Annotated in this window: 11 protein-coding genes and 2 pseudogenes; 9 read left to right on the forward strand and 4 right to left on the reverse strand. The window is 69.8% G+C overall.

Annotation, left to right across the window (positions count from 1 at the left end):
• Positions 1-69: 69 nt before the first annotated feature.
• Positions 70-985 (reverse strand): annotated as a pseudogene (locus PL79_RS33160) (LysR family transcriptional regulator).
• 289 nt (positions 986-1274) lie between these two features.
• Here PL79_RS33160 and pdxR point away from each other — a divergent pair.
• From pdxR to PL79_RS33200, 8 genes are all read left to right on the forward strand, one after another.
• On the forward strand, positions 1275-2759 hold the full coding sequence (gene pdxR / locus PL79_RS33165) for a MocR-like pyridoxine biosynthesis transcription factor PdxR (RefSeq protein ID WP_044843003.1): 1485 nt from the start codon (positions 1275-1277) through the stop codon (positions 2757-2759).
• A gap of 94 nt (positions 2760-2853) precedes the next feature.
• Positions 2854-3291, forward strand: coding sequence for a carboxymuconolactone decarboxylase family protein (locus tag PL79_RS33170; protein ID WP_044843002.1), 438 nt, complete (start codon positions 2854-2856; stop codon positions 3289-3291).
• Between the two features lie 12 nt (positions 3292-3303).
• The gene (locus PL79_RS33175; protein ID WP_044843001.1) at positions 3304-3729 is read left to right on the forward strand and encodes a cupin domain-containing protein; all 426 of its coding nucleotides are present in this window, start codon (positions 3304-3306) and stop codon (positions 3727-3729) included.
• Positions 3730-4093: 364 nt separating this feature from the next.
• A complete protein-coding gene (locus PL79_RS33180; protein ID WP_044843000.1) occupies positions 4094-4792 on the forward strand; it encodes a TetR/AcrR family transcriptional regulator in 699 nt (232 codons plus the stop codon).
• Positions 4789-5754, forward strand: coding sequence for an HlyD family secretion protein (locus tag PL79_RS33185; RefSeq protein WP_044842999.1), 966 nt, complete (start codon positions 4789-4791; stop codon positions 5752-5754). The genes PL79_RS33180 and PL79_RS33185 overlap by 4 nt, the downstream gene beginning before the upstream one ends.
• Positions 5751-6722, forward strand: a complete 972-nt coding sequence (locus tag PL79_RS33190) for an ABC transporter ATP-binding protein (protein ID WP_044842998.1) — start codon at positions 5751-5753, stop codon at positions 6720-6722. Before PL79_RS33185 ends, PL79_RS33190 begins: the two co-directional genes overlap by 4 nt.
• Positions 6719-7873 carry an ABC transporter permease gene (locus PL79_RS33195; protein ID WP_044842997.1) on the forward strand — a complete coding sequence of 385 codons (1155 nt, stop codon included), beginning with the start codon at positions 6719-6721 and terminating at the stop codon, positions 7871-7873. The genes PL79_RS33190 and PL79_RS33195 overlap by 4 nt, the downstream gene beginning before the upstream one ends.
• A gap of 10 nt (positions 7874-7883) precedes the next feature.
• Positions 7884-9374 carry an efflux transporter outer membrane subunit gene (locus tag PL79_RS33200; RefSeq protein WP_044842996.1) on the forward strand — a complete coding sequence of 497 codons (1491 nt, stop codon included), beginning with the start codon at positions 7884-7886 and terminating at the stop codon, positions 9372-9374.
• A gap of 225 nt (positions 9375-9599) precedes the next feature.
• Here PL79_RS33200 and PL79_RS33205 read toward each other — a convergent pair whose 3' ends face one another.
• Positions 9600-10820: a porin gene (locus PL79_RS33205; RefSeq protein ID WP_044842995.1), complete on the reverse strand. Its 1221-nt coding sequence runs from the start codon at positions 10818-10820 to the stop codon at positions 9600-9602.
• A gap of 513 nt (positions 10821-11333) precedes the next feature.
• Positions 11334-12397 (reverse strand): annotated as a pseudogene (locus PL79_RS33215) (phytoene/squalene synthase family protein).
• A 418-nt stretch (positions 12398-12815) separates the two neighbouring features.
• Between PL79_RS33215 and PL79_RS33220 the strand changes: the two are divergent.
• Positions 12816-13961 (forward strand): glycerophosphodiester phosphodiesterase, encoded by a 1146-nt coding sequence (locus tag PL79_RS33220; protein ID WP_044842993.1) that lies wholly within the window; start codon positions 12816-12818, stop codon positions 13959-13961.
• Between the two features lie 92 nt (positions 13962-14053).
• Here the strand turns inward: PL79_RS33220 and PL79_RS33225 are convergent, their stop codons facing one another.
• The gene (locus PL79_RS33225) at positions 14054-15679 is read right to left on the reverse strand and encodes a rhodanese-related sulfurtransferase (protein ID WP_044842992.1); all 1626 of its coding nucleotides are present in this window, start codon (positions 15677-15679) and stop codon (positions 14054-14056) included.
• Positions 15680-15740 lie beyond the last annotated feature (61 nt).

Raw genomic sequence — 15740 nt, forward strand, 5'->3', positions numbered from 1 at the left:
GCGGCAGACATGTGCGAAATCTTCGAACGTGTTTCCCCCGGCCGCCGGGCGCGTGCCGGCCCGGCGCGCTCAGCCCGACACGTCGATCCCGTCGAGCAGGCGCTGCGCGAGCCGCGGTTCGCGCAGTTGCTCCAGCCACCATTGCAGCGCGCGGCCGTCGCGGTCGCCGCGCCACGCGACATACAGCACGTTCGGCTCGCGCGGATCGGCCGTTTCCTTCTCGACCAGCTCGCCGCGCGCCAGCAGCGACGCGACCCGCCGGCGCGGCACCCAGCCGACGCCGAGCCCGTCTCGCTGCGCGAGGATCTTCGCGCGCATCGACGGCACCGCGAGCACCGCCTGCCCGCCGAGCAGCCCGTACGCGCGGCCGACGGCCTGCCGTGACGAGTCGGCGACGACGACCGCGCGATGCGCGCCGATCGCGTCCCGGGTCAGCCGCGCGCCCGCCGACGCCAGCGGATGGCGCGGCGCGACGGCGAACACCCACTCAATCGCGCCGAGTTCGAACCATTTGAAGCCCGGAATCGCCGGCGGCTCGTTGGGCGCCGACGACCAGATCCGCGCGACCGTCGCGCAGCGCTTCCCAGGTGCCGCCGAGCACTTCGTGCGTGAAGCGCAGCGACACGCCCGAATCGAGCGCATCGAATGCGCGGACGACCGGCAGCAGCGTATCGAATTCCAGCACCTCGTCGCTGACGATCCACAGCCGGTCCTCCCAGCCGCTCGCGACCTGCCGCACGCGCTGCGTGAGCCGCGCGACGTCCAGCGCGAGGCGCGATGCCTCGTCGGTCAGCAGCTGGCCGGCCGGCGTGAGCTGCAGCCGGTAGCCGCGGCGGTCGAACAGCAGCGCGTCGAAGCTTGTTTCGAGCTGCCGCGCAGCGTGCGACACGGTCGACGGCGCCTTGCCGAGCCGTGCGGCCGCCCGCGACAGGCTGCCGGTGGCGCGGATCGCATCGAGCAGTGCGAGTTCGTCTTCGGACAGCATGAGGGCGCTCCGGTCGGGGGTCTGGTGGATCGTAAGGCAGCGGCGGGCGCCGGTGCAATCGAATGGCGCTGGCGGCAGCGGGCGGATGCCCAGCCGGCCGGGGCGCCGGGGCGCGCCGTGCCATCCGTCGCATCCGGTGGGCGTTGCATGCCGGCGTTCCGGGCCCCCCGACGCCACGCGCGCCCCCCGGCCGAACGACGCCGCCCGCGCATGCGCGAACGCCGATCCGGCCATGAACTTCCGGTATGCTGATCGACGACATATTTCCGCATTCGAGGTAACCACTGCGATGGACATCGCGATCCGCATCGAAGGCCGTCACGACCTGACCGGGCAAATCTTCCGGCAGTTGCGCACCGCGATCGTCGACGGGCGGCTCGAAGGCGGCGCCCGGCTGCCGTCGACGCGCGATCTCGCGAAGCAGCTCGGCGTGTCGCGCAAGACGACGCTCGACGCGTTCGAACGTCTCGTCGCCGAGGGTTACCTGAACACGCGCGCGGGCGACGGCACGTTCGTCGCCGGCGGCCTCGCGCGGGTTCCGCACGCGGCGGCGGCCGCAACGCCGTCGCTCGTCGAGGACGCGCCGCCCGTCCATGCCGTCGACGCACGCGCGCTGTGGGACGAGCTGCCCGACGCGCTCGCGATGCCCATGCCGCACGACACGCCCGCGTTCGACTTTCGCGGCGGCGTGACCGACAAGGCACTGTTTCCGTTCGACGCATGGCGCCGCTGCCTGCATCACGCGCTGCGCCAGCAGGCGCGCGGCCCCGGCCAGTACCACACGCCGGCCGGCGACCCGCAGCTGCGCGGCGCGATCGCGCGCTACGTCGCGTTCAGCCGCGCGGTCGCGTGCGGCTGGGACGACGTGCTCGTCACGCAAGGCGCGCAACAGGCGCTCGACCTGATCGCACGCGTGGTCGTGCGGCCCGGCGACGTCGTCGCGGTCGAGAATCCCGGTTATCCGCCGGCGCGCGCGGCGTTCGCGTCGCTCGGCGCGACGGTGATCGGCGTGCCGGTCGATGCGCACGGCCTCGTCACCGGGCGGCTGCCCGACGACGCGCGCCTCGTCTACGTGACACCGTCGCACCAGTTCCCGCTCGGGATGCCGATGACGCTGGAGCGGCGCGTCGCGCTGCTCGAATGGGCGCAGCGCCGCCGCGCGGTGATCATCGAGGACGACTACGACGGCGAGTTCCGCTTCGAAGGCCGGCCGGTGGAATCGCTGAAGAGCCTCGACCGCACGGGTCTGGTCGCGTACGTCGGCACCTTCTCGAAGACGATCTTTCCCGAACTGCGGATCGGCTACGCGATTCCGCCGCGCGTGCTGCGCGGCGCGCTCGCCAAGGCGAAGCAGATCGTCGACTGGCACACCTGCACGCTGACGCAGGCGGCGCTCGCGCGCTTCATGCTCGAAGGCGATTTCGCGCGGCACCTGCGGCGCGTGCAGAAACACTACGACGCGCGCCGCAAGATGCTGCTCGCGCATCTGCGCGGCGGCCTCGCGCCGTGGTTCGACACGATCGTGCCGACCGCCGGCATCCACCTCGCCGCGCACCTGAAACCGGGGCTCGACGAAGTCGCGCTGGTCCGCGCGGCGCGTGAGCACGACATCGGCCTGTACGGGATCACCGCGTTCCACGTCGGCTCGGCGGCCCGCGCGGGGCTGCTGTTCGGCTATGGCGGGATCGACGCGCTGCGCGTCGACACCGCGCTCGCGAAGCTGGCCGCGCTGCTGGATTCAGGCCGTGTCGGCGGCCCGCCACTGGTTACCTGAATTTTCCCGGAATTGGCCATTCAAGCAGGCCAGTGGCACGCTTAAAGTGGGTCCTGTCGCGCCACCGGGCGCATCCAACCGAACAGGAGCTGCCATGCAACCGCGTCTGAACTTCTATACCGCCAGCCCGAACGCCATCAAGGTGATGCGCAACGCCGAGGAATTCCTCGCGAAAAGCTCGATCGAGAAGCCGCTCGCCGAACTCGTCCGGCTGCGCGCGTCGCAGATCAACGGCTGTGCGTTCTGCGTCGATATGCACACCACCGACGCACGCAACGGCGGCGAAACCGATCGCCGCCTGGCGACGGTCGTCGTCTGGCGCGAAACGCCGTTCTTCACCGAGCGCGAACGTGCGGCGCTCGAATGGACCGAAGCGCTGACGCTGGTCGCCGACAACCACGTGCCCGATGCCGTGTGGGAAGCCGTGAAGCCGCATTTCAGCGACACGGAGTTGTTCGAGCTGTCGATGCTGATCGCGACGATCAACACGTGGAACCGCTTCGCGATCGCGTTCCGCAAGATGCCCGAGTAAGGGGAGACGACGATGATGCGCTCCAGCTCCACGCTCCGCCGCGCGATGCTGTGCACGTCGCTCGCGCTCGGCGCCGCGTTGCCGGCCGCCGCCCGCGCGCACGATACCGGCGACAGCGTGCACGCAATCATGCAACAGGCCGTGCCCGAAGCGCCCGGCAAGCTCGCCGTCGTCGCGACCGTCGACTATGCGCCCGGTCAGGCATCCGAAGCGCACAAGCACCTCGGCTCGGTGTTCGCGGTCGTGTCGAAAGGTGAAGTGCTGTCGCAGGTGAACGACGGCCCGGTGCGCCGCTATCGCGCCGGCGAAGGCTGGTACGAGCCGCCCGGTTCGCGCCACCGGGTGTCGCGCAATGCGAGCACGACCGAGCCCGCGCAACTCGTCGTGTTCGGGCTGACGGGCGAGCATGTGCCGCTGAAGTCGCCGATCGATCAGTGATTTAGGAGGCCGTGCCGCGTCGGGCGCGCCGCCGTGCTGCACGGCCGGCGTCCCGCCCCGTGCCGCGCGACTTCCTCGCCGGCGTCGGGCGCGGCCGTTTCGCCCGCTGTTTCGCCGACCGTTTCACCCACGTTTCGATCAACGTTTCACCCGCCATTTCACCCGTCGATCACCCGCCAGTTCCCCGCGAGTTCCCGCGTCTTTCCGCATTAGCCGCTCCCTACACTCCACCGCCGGCGCACGCCCCTTCGCCACGCCGCCGCCCCGCCCGTCCGCCCCGCCATTCGCTACTCGCCTGATCGCGATCAACGCGGGCGAAAACCCTTTCTTGAAATTAACTAACTCATCAATTAGCGTCGATTTCATGAACGCGAAATCCACCGTCGCCAGGCCGCGCGGGCGCCGCCCGTCGGTGGACGACTTCGACTTGCGCGACCACATGCTCGACGTCGCGATCCAGCTGTTCGCCGAGCGCGGCATCGCCGCGACGACGGTCGCGCAGATCGCCGCGGCCGCCGGCGTCACGTCGGCGATGGTCCATTACTACTTCACGAATCGCGAGCAGCTGCTCGACGCGATCGTCGAGGAGCGGCTCGCGCAGGTCATCGCGTTCGTGTGGCGGCCGACCGCGCCGCACATCGAAAACGATCCGTTCGCGCTCGTCGCCGAGCTCGTCGACCGCTTCTTCGACGTCACGCATCGCATGCCCTGGCTGCCGTCGATCTGGCTGCGCGAGATCGTCCACGAGGGCGGGCTGCTGCGCGAGCGGATGATCCGGCGCATTCCGCTCGAACATGTCGGGCGGTTTGCCGAGCGCATCCGCGCCGCGCAGCAGGCCGGCACGCTGAACCCCGCGCTCGAACCCGCGTTCCTGTTCCATTCGATCATCGCGCTGGTGATGCTGCCGCTCGCCACCGCGAAGCTGTGGCAGAGCGCGCGCGGCCTGCCGCCGATCGATCGCGACGTGCTGCAGCGCCACGTCCGCGCGCTGCTCGGGTCCGGCATGCAGCCGCCCGCCGCCGCGCCGGATCCCGACGCGCATTCGCGACGGAGGCCGTCGTGAACGCGCCCCGCCCGCTGCCGCTCGCGCTGGCCGCCGCCGTCGCGTTGCTCGCCGCTTGCGGACGGCCGGCGGACGACGTCACGACCTTCCAGGGCTATGTCGAAGGCGAATTCGTGTACCTGTCGTCGTCGCAGGCGGGCACGCTGACGCAGCTGTCGGTCGAACGCGGCCAGGCCGTCGCGGCCGGCGCGCCGGTGTTCTCGCTCGAAGCCGTCAACGAAACGGCCGCGCTGCGGCAGGCGCAACACCAGCTCGAGGCCACGCGCGCGCAGCTTGCCGACCTGCAGACCGGCAAGCGCCCGCCGGAAGTCGCGGTCACGCGGGCCCAGCTCGCGCAGGCCGCGGCACAGGCCGTGCGGGCCGCCGCGCAATTCGCGCGCGACGAACGCCAGTACGCGGCCGGCGGCCTGTCGAAGCAGCAGCTCGACGATTCGCGCACGTCCGCACAGACGACCGCCGCGCAGGTGCGCGAGTTGCAGAACCAGGTCGACGTTGCGCGCCTGCCGGGCCGCGCGCAGCAGGTGGTCGCCCAGGCCGCGCAGGTCGATGCCGCGCAGGCGGCCGTCACCGAAGCGCAATGGAAACTCGACCAGAAGCGCGTCGCCGCGCCCGCCGCCGGGCGCGTGTACGACACGCTGTACCGCGTCGGCGAATGGGTGCAGGCCGGCAATCCGGTCGTGCAGATGCTGCCGCCGCAGAACCTGAAAGTGCGGTTCTTCGTGCCGGAGGCCGCCGTCGCGTCGATCGCGCCGGGGCGCACGGTCGCGATCCGCTGCGACGGCTGCCCGGCCGACGTCCCCGCGCGCGTCACCTACGTGTCGCGCGCGGCCGAGTACACGCCGCCCGTGATCTACAGCAACGAGAGCCGGACCAAACTCGTTTTCATGGTCGAGGCGCGCCCCGCCGTCGCCGACGCGCCGAAGCTGCACCCGGGCCAGCCCGTCGCCGTGAGGATGCGATGAACGCGCCGCCCGCCCCGTATGCGATCGACGTCGACCGCCTGAACAAGCGCTTCGGCGACAAGCACGTCGTGAAGGACGTCTCGCTGCGCGTCGCGCGCGGGGAGATCTTCGGCTTTCTCGGGCCGAACGGCAGCGGCAAGACAACGTCGATCCGCATGATGTGCGGCCTGCTCACGCCCGACTCGGGCAGCGGCACCTGCCTCGGCTACGACATCGTGCGCGACAGCGCGCAGATCAAGCGACGCGTCGGCTACATGACGCAGCGCTTCTCGTACTGGGAAGACCTGTCGATCCGCGAGAACCTCGATTTCGTCGCGCGCGTGTACGGGATGCCCGATCGCCAGGCGGCCGTCACGCGCGCGCTCGACGGGCTCGGTCTCGCGAGCCGCGCGGACCAGCTCACGGGCGCGTTGTCGGGCGGCTGGAAGCAGCGTCTCGCGCTCGCCGCGTGCATGCTGCACGAACCGGAGCTGCTGCTGCTCGACGAACCGACCGCCGGCGTCGATCCGGCCGCGCGCCGCGACTTCTGGGAAGAACTGCACCGGCTGGCCGCGCAAGGCATCTCGGTACTCGTCAGCACGCACTACATGGACGAGGCCGAGCGCTGTCACAAGCTCGCGTACATCGCGTCCGGCGAACTGCTCGCGCAGGGCACGGCCGCGGAAATCGTCGCGTCGCAGCACCTGTCGACGCGCACGGTCACCGGCGGGCACCTTGCCGAACTGTCCGCGCGCCTGCGCACGATGCCGGGCGTCGACCAGACGGTCGTGTTCGGCTCGACGCTGCACGTGAGCGGCCGCGATCGTGCGCTGCTCGACGCGACGCTCGCGCAGGTCGCGGCGCAGCCCGGCGCGCAGGAGAACGGTCACGCGCCGCTGCAGGTCGCGCCGATCGACACCGGGCTCGAAGACGTCTTCATCTACATGATGGGCCGCGCATCCGGGCCGCCCGGCGGAGCGGCGACATGAGCACGTGGACGGGCCTGCGCGACGCGTTCTCGGTCGCGCGCTGGTGGAGCATCGTGCTGAAGGAATTCCTGCAGCTGCGCCGCGACCGCGTGACGTTCGCAATGATCGTCGGCGTGCCGATCATCCAGCTCGCGCTGTTCGGCTTCGCGATCAACACCGATCCGAAGCACCTGCCGACCGCGGTGATCGTCGCCGACTCGAGCCCGTTCGCGCGCAGCTTCATCGCCGCGATGCGCAATTCCGCGTATTTCGACATCGTCGCGACGCTGCCCGACGAAGCGGCCGGCCGGCATGCGCTCGCACGCGGCGACGTGCAGTTCGTGCTGAGCGTGCCGGCCGACTTCTCGAAGCGGCTGCTGCGCGGCGAGCGCCCGTCGCTGCTCGTCGAGGCGGACGCGACCGACCCCGTCGCGACCGCCTCGGCGCTCGGCGCGCTGCCGGGCCTCGTGCAACCCGTCGCCGACAAGGACCTGACGGGCCCGCTCGCGCACCTGAACGGCCGCCCGGCCGCGTTCGACATCGTGCTGCACCGCCTGTACAACCCGGAAGGCATCACGCAGTACAACGTCGTGCCGGGCCTGATGGGCGTGATCCTGACGATGACGATGGTGATGATGACGGGCCTCGCGATCACGCGCGAACGCGAGCGCGGCACGATGGAGAACCTGCTGGCGACGCCCGTGCGGCCGCTGGAGGTGATGACGGGCAAGATCGTCCCGTACGTGTTCATCGGGCTGATCCAGGTGTCGATCATCCTCGTGGCCGCGCGCTTCGTGTTCCACGTGCCGTTCGTCGGCGGCATGGTCGCGATCTACCTGTCCGCGCTGCTCTTCATCGCCGCGAACCTGACGGTCGGCATCACGCTGTCGTCGCTCGCGCAGAACCAGTTGCAGGCGATGCAGCTCGCGGTGTTCTACTTCCTGCCGAACATCCTGCTGTCGGGCTTCATGTTTCCGTTCGCCGGGATGCCGAAATGGGCGCAGTTCATCGGCAACCTGCTGCCGCTCACCTACTTCAACCGCCTGGTGCGCGGCATCCTGCTGAAAGGCAACGGCTGGGCCGACCTGTGGCCGTCCGTGTGGCCCGTCGCGCTGTTCACGCTCGTCGTGATGGGCGTCGCGCTGCGCTTCTACCGGCGCACGCTCGACTAGGGGCCGCACGATGAAACCGGCTTCGCGTCGCGCCCGCCCCGCCGCCCGCCGCAGCGCATGGCCAGCCGTTGCGCTGCTCTTCGCCGGTTGCACGGTCGGGCCGGATTTCCGCACGCCCGACGCGCCGGCCACACGGCAATACACGCGCGATGCCCCGCCGGTCACGACGGCCGCCGCCGGCGGCCCGGCCGGCGACGCGCAGACGTTCGCATCGGCCGCGCACACGCCGCAACAGTGGTGGACCGCGTTCGGCTCGGCACCGCTGAACCGGCTCGTCGATACCGCGTGGCACAACAGCCCGACGCTCGCCGAGGCCCGCGCGCGGCTCGACGAAGCGCGCCAGAACCACGCGGCCGAAGCCGGCGCGACGATGCTGCCGCGCGTCGATGCGAACCTGTCCGCCACGCGCGAGAAGGTCGACATCGCTGCCTTCGGGCTGCCCGCCAACGTGCCGAATCCCGGGCCGTTCACGCTGTACGACGCGTCGGTGAGCGTGTCGTACGCGCTCGACGTGTTCGGCGGCAATCGGCGCGCGCTCGAGGCGTTGCGCGCCCAGGTCGACTATCAGGCGTATCTGCTCGACGCCGCACGCCTGACACTCGCGGGCAACGTCGTCGCGACTGCAATCCTGCGCGCGTCGCTCGCGCAGCAGATCGCGCTCACGCGGCAGCTCGTCGACGCGCAAGCCCGGCAGTTGCGGATCGTCGACGCACGCTTCGCGGCGGGCGGCGTATCGCAGGCCGACGTGCATGCGCAGCGCACGCTGCTCGCGCAGACGCAGGCCTCGCTGCCGCCGCTCGCAGCCCGCTACGCGCAGGCCGGCCACCGGCTCGCGATCCTGCTGGGCGCGCCGCCGTCCGGTGCCGAGCTGCCCGACCTCGCGCTCGACGCGCTCACGCTGCCGCGCACGCTGCCGGTCGCACTGCCGTCGACGCTCGCGCGCGAACGGCCCGATATCCGCGCGGCGGAGGCCGTGTTGCACCAGGCGAGCGCGAACGTCGGCGTGGCGACCGCGAACCTCTATCCGCGCTTTTCGATTTCGGCGGGGATCGGTTCGGAACGCACGCGCATCGCGGATATTGTGAGCGGGCTGAATGTGTGGAATGTCGGCCTCGGCCTGACGCAGCCGCTCTTTCATGGCGGCGAGCTGCGCGCGAGGAAGCGCGCGGCCGAAGCCGCGTACGACGCCGCGTTCGCGAGCTATCGGGAAACCGTGCTGCTGGCGCTTCAGCAGGTCGCCGACGCGATGCGTGCGGTCGAACACGATGCGACGGCGCTGCAAGCGCGGGACACGGCCGCACGGGAAGCGGCGGCAGGCAACGCGATCGCCGGCGACCGTTACGCGGCGGGCGGGATCAGCGCGTTCGCGCTGCTCGACGCCCAGCGGCAGGCATTGCAGACCGCGCTCGACCGCACGCGCGCGCAGGCCGACCGGCTGGCCGACACGGCGGCGCTGTTCCAGGCGCTGGCGGGGAACTGGATGGATGATGCGGCGCGGTGATCGACACGACGGCGTCGGCGCCGACCGGGCATTGCCGGCCTGCACGTCATGCACCGCATGAGCGGCACACTTGTCGGGCTCGACAGCCGTCGCCGCGCGCTTCCATTCGACGACCATCCATGACCGACCCCGCAATAGCACAACACGTGCCGCAAATGGAAAAACCGGCCCGAAGGCCGGTTTTCGTACCGCAAGCCGTGAGCGGCGCTCGCGCGCCGCGCGGCATCAGAAGCGGTGGATCAGGCCGACGCCGGCCGCGATCTGGTTCTGCTTCGAACCTGCGCCCACGCCGTCGCCGATCGACGTCGTTGCATTGACGATGCCGCCGGTCAGGCCGCTGATCGTGTTGCCGGTAGCGTGCTGGTACGCTTCAACCGCGTACAGGCCCGTGCGCTTCGACAGGCTGTAGTACTGCGACAGCGTGACCTGGTGGTACTTGGCCGAGCTCGAGATGCCGTTCGACTGGGTCGCACGCGTGTACGAGTAGCCTGCCGCGAAGTCCCACTGCGGCGCTGCCTTCCAGTGCAGCACTGCGCCCGCCGTGTTGAAGATCGCCGTATTGTGGAATGCCGACAGGTTGCCCGGGATGTACTGGACGTTCGAGTACGACACCGAGATGTCCCACGCCGGCGTGAACTGGTAACCGGCCGTCACGGCGACACGTTGCTGCGACTGTGCCGTCTTGTAGCCGCCGTTGATCGACGACACGGCCTGCTCCGCACCGTTGCCGCTCGAATCCAGACCGTTTTGCGCGGTCGAGTTCGCGCCCCACACGCCGCCGCCGAGCGTCGCGTTGTTGATGCGCTGATAGCCAACCGCGATGCCTGCCGGGCCGTTCAGGTACTGGACCGCCGCGCTCCAGGTCGAGCCGCGGTTGAAGCTGCCTGCCACGCCGCCGAGCGAGTACGAACCGCCGACCGTGAAGCCGTAGAACTTCGGCGACATGTAGACGAGCGAGTTGTTCGCGCGGTAGCTGGTGTCGAGCGAGTCGATATCGCCCGGGTGCGCGCCGTAGTAACCGGTCAGCCAGGTCGTCGGGCTATACGGCGACAGCAGCGTGTAGTACGCGGTGTACTGGCGGCCGGCCGTCAGCGTACCGTACGTCGCGTTGGTCAGACCAACCCACGCCTGACGCGTGAAGATGCCGTTCGTCCATTGCGACGAGCCGTTGTTCGCGTTGAAGCCGGCTTCCAACTGGAAAATCGCCTTCGTGCCGCCGCCGAGGTCTTCGCTGCCCTTCAGGCCGAAGCGGCTGCCTGCCCAAATGCCGGTGGCCATCTGCACCTTCGAGTGACCGCCCGAAACCGCGCTGGTGGCCGACGAGTTGTTCTGCCAGGCGATAGCGTTATCGACGATACCGTACAGGGTCACGCTGCTCTGGGCGTGGGCTGCGGTAGCGGCTGCGAGACCCGCTGCCGTCATGGCGAAAGCGACGCGCTTTTTCATTGATTCTCCGTCCTCAAAGAATGATTTCTTTTCTGGTGTGGTTTTATGACTGACACATGTGCGAGTACATGCCGGTGCGATTCTGACGGATTACCAATCGTTTCCCAACATGTGCGGTCGGTCATCGTATGATCGACGCAACGCGGGGGTTCACCAAACGGTTACATAACACCTGAAAACGCTTACGCGGCGGGCCTTGCCGGCATTTCCCGGTGAAAACCCTAGCTTTACATTTTTACTGGTGCATCGCGACCGCCGGATGTCGTCAGACGCCCTCGGCAACAACCTTCCTACGAATGCGCGACCGCGGCTGACGCCGCGATTCACGCCGCCGCGCAGGATCGCTGACATTCATGACACCCACGTTTCGGGAAGCGAAATCGTGAAAACGTTTCAGTCCGCGTGCGGACAATCGGACGGGAGACGGGAGCGGCCCGGCGAACGCGGGCCGAGGGGCGATGCCGATGCTGGTCGCGTCACGCACCGGCATCGTTCAGCGCGATTCAGCGCGATTCAGCGCGCGGACGGCTGCGCGATCCGCGTGTTCACCGCGTCGACGAGCGCGGTGATCCGCGCACGGATCGCGGCGTTCGAACCGACGAGCGCGAGCGACGACGCCATGATCCGGTAGATCCGCTTGCGCGGCACCTTCGCCGGCGTCGCCGGATCGAGCCACGCATCGTGGCCGGCCAGCAGTTCGAGCGTTTCGAGGCCGATCATGATCGGCCACAGGCACGCGAGCCGCAGCCGCACGAAGCGCCGCGGAATCGCGAGCGTGTAGCGGCACGCGTCGCGATACTGGTCGAGCGTCACGCGCAGCAGGTCGACCAGCACGCCGCGCGCGCGCGCCGACGCATCGGGTGTCATCAGGTCGGCGACGCCGACGCCGTATGCGGCCAGCACGTCCTCCGGCAGATAGCAGCGGCCGATCCGCAAATCCTTCGCGCAGTCGCGCAGGATGTTGGTCATCTGCAGCGCCTTGCCGAAACGGATGCCCTTCTCGCGCATGTCCGGCACGTCCCAGCCGCGCGCGGCGCGCGTGTGCGCGCCGGTCATGTCGGTCCAGAATTCGCCGACGCAGCCGGCGACCAGGTACGTGTAGCGATCGAGCTCGGCACGGTTCGGCAGCGACGCGACGCGGCCCGACTGTTCGTCGGGGAACGTGCGCAGGTCGAATTCCATCCCCGACGTCAGCGTCGCGACGACCTTGCGGATCGACGCGCGGTCCGCATCCGGCTGCGCGCGCAGCAGCGCGAGCATCGGCTCCATCGAGCCGAGCAGCACGTGTTCGTGCGAATCCGTCTGCATCCGCGTCACGTCCTCGAGCGAGCGCGACAGCGCCGCGCCGTCGCCGAGCCGCTCGACTTCGTTCCGCAGGTCGGTCAGCAGCGCCGCGCGGCGATCGGGCGCGACCAGCGCCGTGTCGGCGATCGTGTCGGCCGCGCGCGCGAGCAGGTAGGCCAGGCCGACCGGGTCGCGCATGCCGTCGGGCAGCACGCGCAGCGTCAGGTAGAAGGAGCGGGAAACGTTCTTCAGCAGGTCGCCGAGCAGGTAGCGGGATCGGTATGCGTCGTCATGGGTCAGTAAAATCGGCCGGCGGGGCCGGACGCACGCGGGGCGCCGGCCCCGCGCCGGCCCGCGAGTCGCCGCATCGCTGTGCGCGGGCGGTCGGCCGGCGCGGGCGATGCCAAAAGTCCCGCAAGTTAGTGCATCCGGCGACCACGCTCGCGATCCGTCCGACGAAGTGGGCGCGCAACCGCCGAACCGCGTCGGCGCGACGATCGCGGCGCCGGCTGGCGGCGACGGGCGGATCGCACCGTCTCGACCGCGACGTGTTCCCGCAATTCTCGCGCCTGACGCGACAACAAAACAGAAAGGTGAAAGTAATACATATGTAATGATCCGGTGCGACGATCGCGTCCCGTTCGCTCACGCGGCCCCGCATCGCCGGACCGCTTGCCCTTTCACCGACTTCCGTTCCGAAGGTTCATCGACATGCTCTTCCCGCGCCCGACCGCCCTGCGCTGCATCCCGTTCGCCTGTGCCGCCGCCGTCCTGCTTGCCGCCTGCGGCGGCGACGACGTCTCGGCGTCCGATTCCGCCCGGCCGATCTCCGCGAAGGTCCAGGTGGTCGGCCATCGCGGCGCGAGCGCGCTGCGCCCCGAGCACACGCTAGCGTCGTACCGCAAGGCGATCGAGGACGGCGCGGACGTGATCGAGCCCGACCTCGTCGCGACCCGCGACGGCGTGCTCGTCGCGCGCCACGAGAACGAGATCTCCGGCACGACGAACGTGTCGACGCTGCCGCAGTTCGCGAGCCGCAAGGCGACCAGGACGATCGACGGCACGCAGCTGACCGGCTGGTTCACCGAGGACTTCACGCTCGCCGAGCTGAAGACGCTGCGTGCCCGCGAGCGCATTCCGCAGGTGCGCCCGGCGAACACCGCGTACAACGACCAGTTCGAGATTCCGACCTTCGACGAGATCGTCGCGCTCGCGAAACAGATGTCCGCGCAGACCGGCCGCACGATCCACCTGTATCCGGAAACCAAGCACCCGACCTACTTCCAGTCGATCGGCCTGCCGCTCGAGGACCGTCTCGTCGACGCGCTGCAGAAGGATCCGTACACGGCGCGCACGGCGACCGTCTACATCCAGTCGTTCGAGGTCGCGAACCTGAAGGCGATCCGCAACCGGATCAAGTCGAGCCAGCCGAACTGGAAGCTCGTGCAGTTGATGGACGAAGCCGGCCAGCGTCCGTACGACTTCGTGAAGGCGAACGACAAGCGCACCTACGGCGACCTGTCGACGCGCGACGGGATGCGCGAGATCGCGTCCTATGCGAACGGCGTCGGCCCGTACAAGACGTCGATCATCGCGGTGGCCGCGGACGGCACGCTGCAGCAGCCGACGTCGTACGTGCGTGACGCGCACGCAGCCGGCCTCGTCGTGCATCCGTATACGTTCCGTCCGGAGAACAACTTCCTGCCCGCGTCGCTGAAGGACGGCGGTACACCGGCCACGCGCAACACCGCGGGCTCGGTGCGCGAGATCCAGGCCTACCTGCGCGCGGGCATCGACGGCTTCTTCACCGACGATCCGGCCGTCGGCCGCACGGCCGTCGATACGTTCAAGCGTTGAGCGCGCTGAACGTGCCGCATACGATGAGCCGCTGAACATGCGGCAACCGGGCGCGGCGCATCGCGTGCCGCACGCCGGTTGCCGCGCCGTGGTCAGATCACGCGGAAGTGGTGCGTGCCGTCCCGCTTCAGCTGGTCGACCAGCCCGTATTCCCAGTCGAGATACGCCTGCATCGCGGCGGCCGCGTTGTCGGTACCTTCGTACGGGCGCCGGTAGCGATCGACGCGCGGCGACGCGAGGCGTGTCTCGCCGTGCTCGAGCGGCAACCCCGCGTCGATCCATGCGGCCGTGCCGCCGGTCAGCACCGAGATCGCCGCGGAAGCCGGCAGCCACGCGCGCGCGTCGTCCGCCGCGAACCGCGCGAGCAGGCTCGATCCGCACGTGAACACATAGCGCCGCGCCGGCGGAATCGCGGCGAGCGCGTCGCGCAACTGCGCGCGCACGACGAACCACGCGCCGGGGATATGGCGCTTCACGTAGTTCGCGCTGGCCGTCACGTCGACGATCGCGAGCTCGCCCGCGGCCGCCTCCTTCAGCCAGCCCGCGAGCGTCGCGGGCGACACCTCGCTCACCTGCGGCGTCGCGGGCACGTCGCGCGGCGGCTGGCCGCGCTCGGTGAACGCCGCCGTGCCGGCCGGCTCGAGCACCCGCACGTCCCAGCCCATCTGCGCGAGCCACGACGCGGTCATGTCCGCGCGCACGCCGTCGTCGTCGGCGAGCACGATCCGCGCGCCGCGCACGGCCGCGTGATGGTCGGTCTCCTGCACGAGCTGGCCGCCCGGCGTGCCCAGGAAGCCCGGCAGATGGCCGGCCTCGTATTCCTCCGGCGTGCGCACGTCGAAGCGGTACAGCGTGCGGCCCGGTTCGTCGAGCGCGGCGAGCTCCGCGAGCGCGATGCGCGGCACGCCCGCGCGCTCGGCCACCGCGCGCGCGGCGCGGCGTGCTTCCTCACGCTGCGCGGGTGCGATCTCGTCCGGAAAGCGTCGCGCGGCGCCGTGCTCGAGCGTCTGGCCGGCGAGCGTCCAGCCGATCGTGCCGTTGCGCAGTGCCGCGACCGGGTTCGGCAACCCCGCGTTGACGAGCGACTGCGTGCCGATGATGCTGCGCGTGCGGCCCGCGCAGTTCACCACCACCTGCGTTGCCGGATTCGGCGCGAGCGCGCGCACGCGCAGCACGAGTTCCGCGCCCGGCACGCTCGTCGACGTCGGGATGTTCATCGTCTGGTATTCGTCGAAGCGGCGCGCGTCGACGATCACGACGTCGGCCTTTTCATCGATCAGCGCCTGCACCTCCTGCGCGGACAGCGACGGCGTATGGCGCTCGGCCTCGACCCATTCGCCGAACGATTTGCTCGGCACGTTCACGTCGATGAACAGTTCGCCGCCCGCGGCGAGCCAGCCTGCGAGGCCGCCGTCGAGCAGCCGCACGTCGGTATAGCCGAGCTGCGCGAGTTTCTCGGCCGCGCGCGGCGCGAGATCGTCGCCGCCGGCTTCGCCGAACACGACGATCGGCGTGTCGCGGCGCGGAATGCGCGTCCATGCGTCGAGTTCGAGCTTCGACAGCGGAAAGTTGGCGGCCCACAGCGGGTGGCCCTGCGCGTAGGGATCTTCGTCGCGCACGTCGATCAGCGCGAGCTCGTCGCGGGCCAGCAGGCGCGCGCGTACGTCCTGGTACGACGCGACGGGGAAACGGGAAGTGGAATCAACGGATTGCGTCACGATGTCTCTGTCGGATTCTGTTGGAGTCGGTGAAGAAAGCACACGGAAAACGGATGCAGCT

Origin of the sequence: Burkholderia sp. USMB20, from assembly GCF_000949135.2 — a bacterium.
GTDB lineage: Bacteria > Pseudomonadota > Gammaproteobacteria > Burkholderiales > Burkholderiaceae > Burkholderia.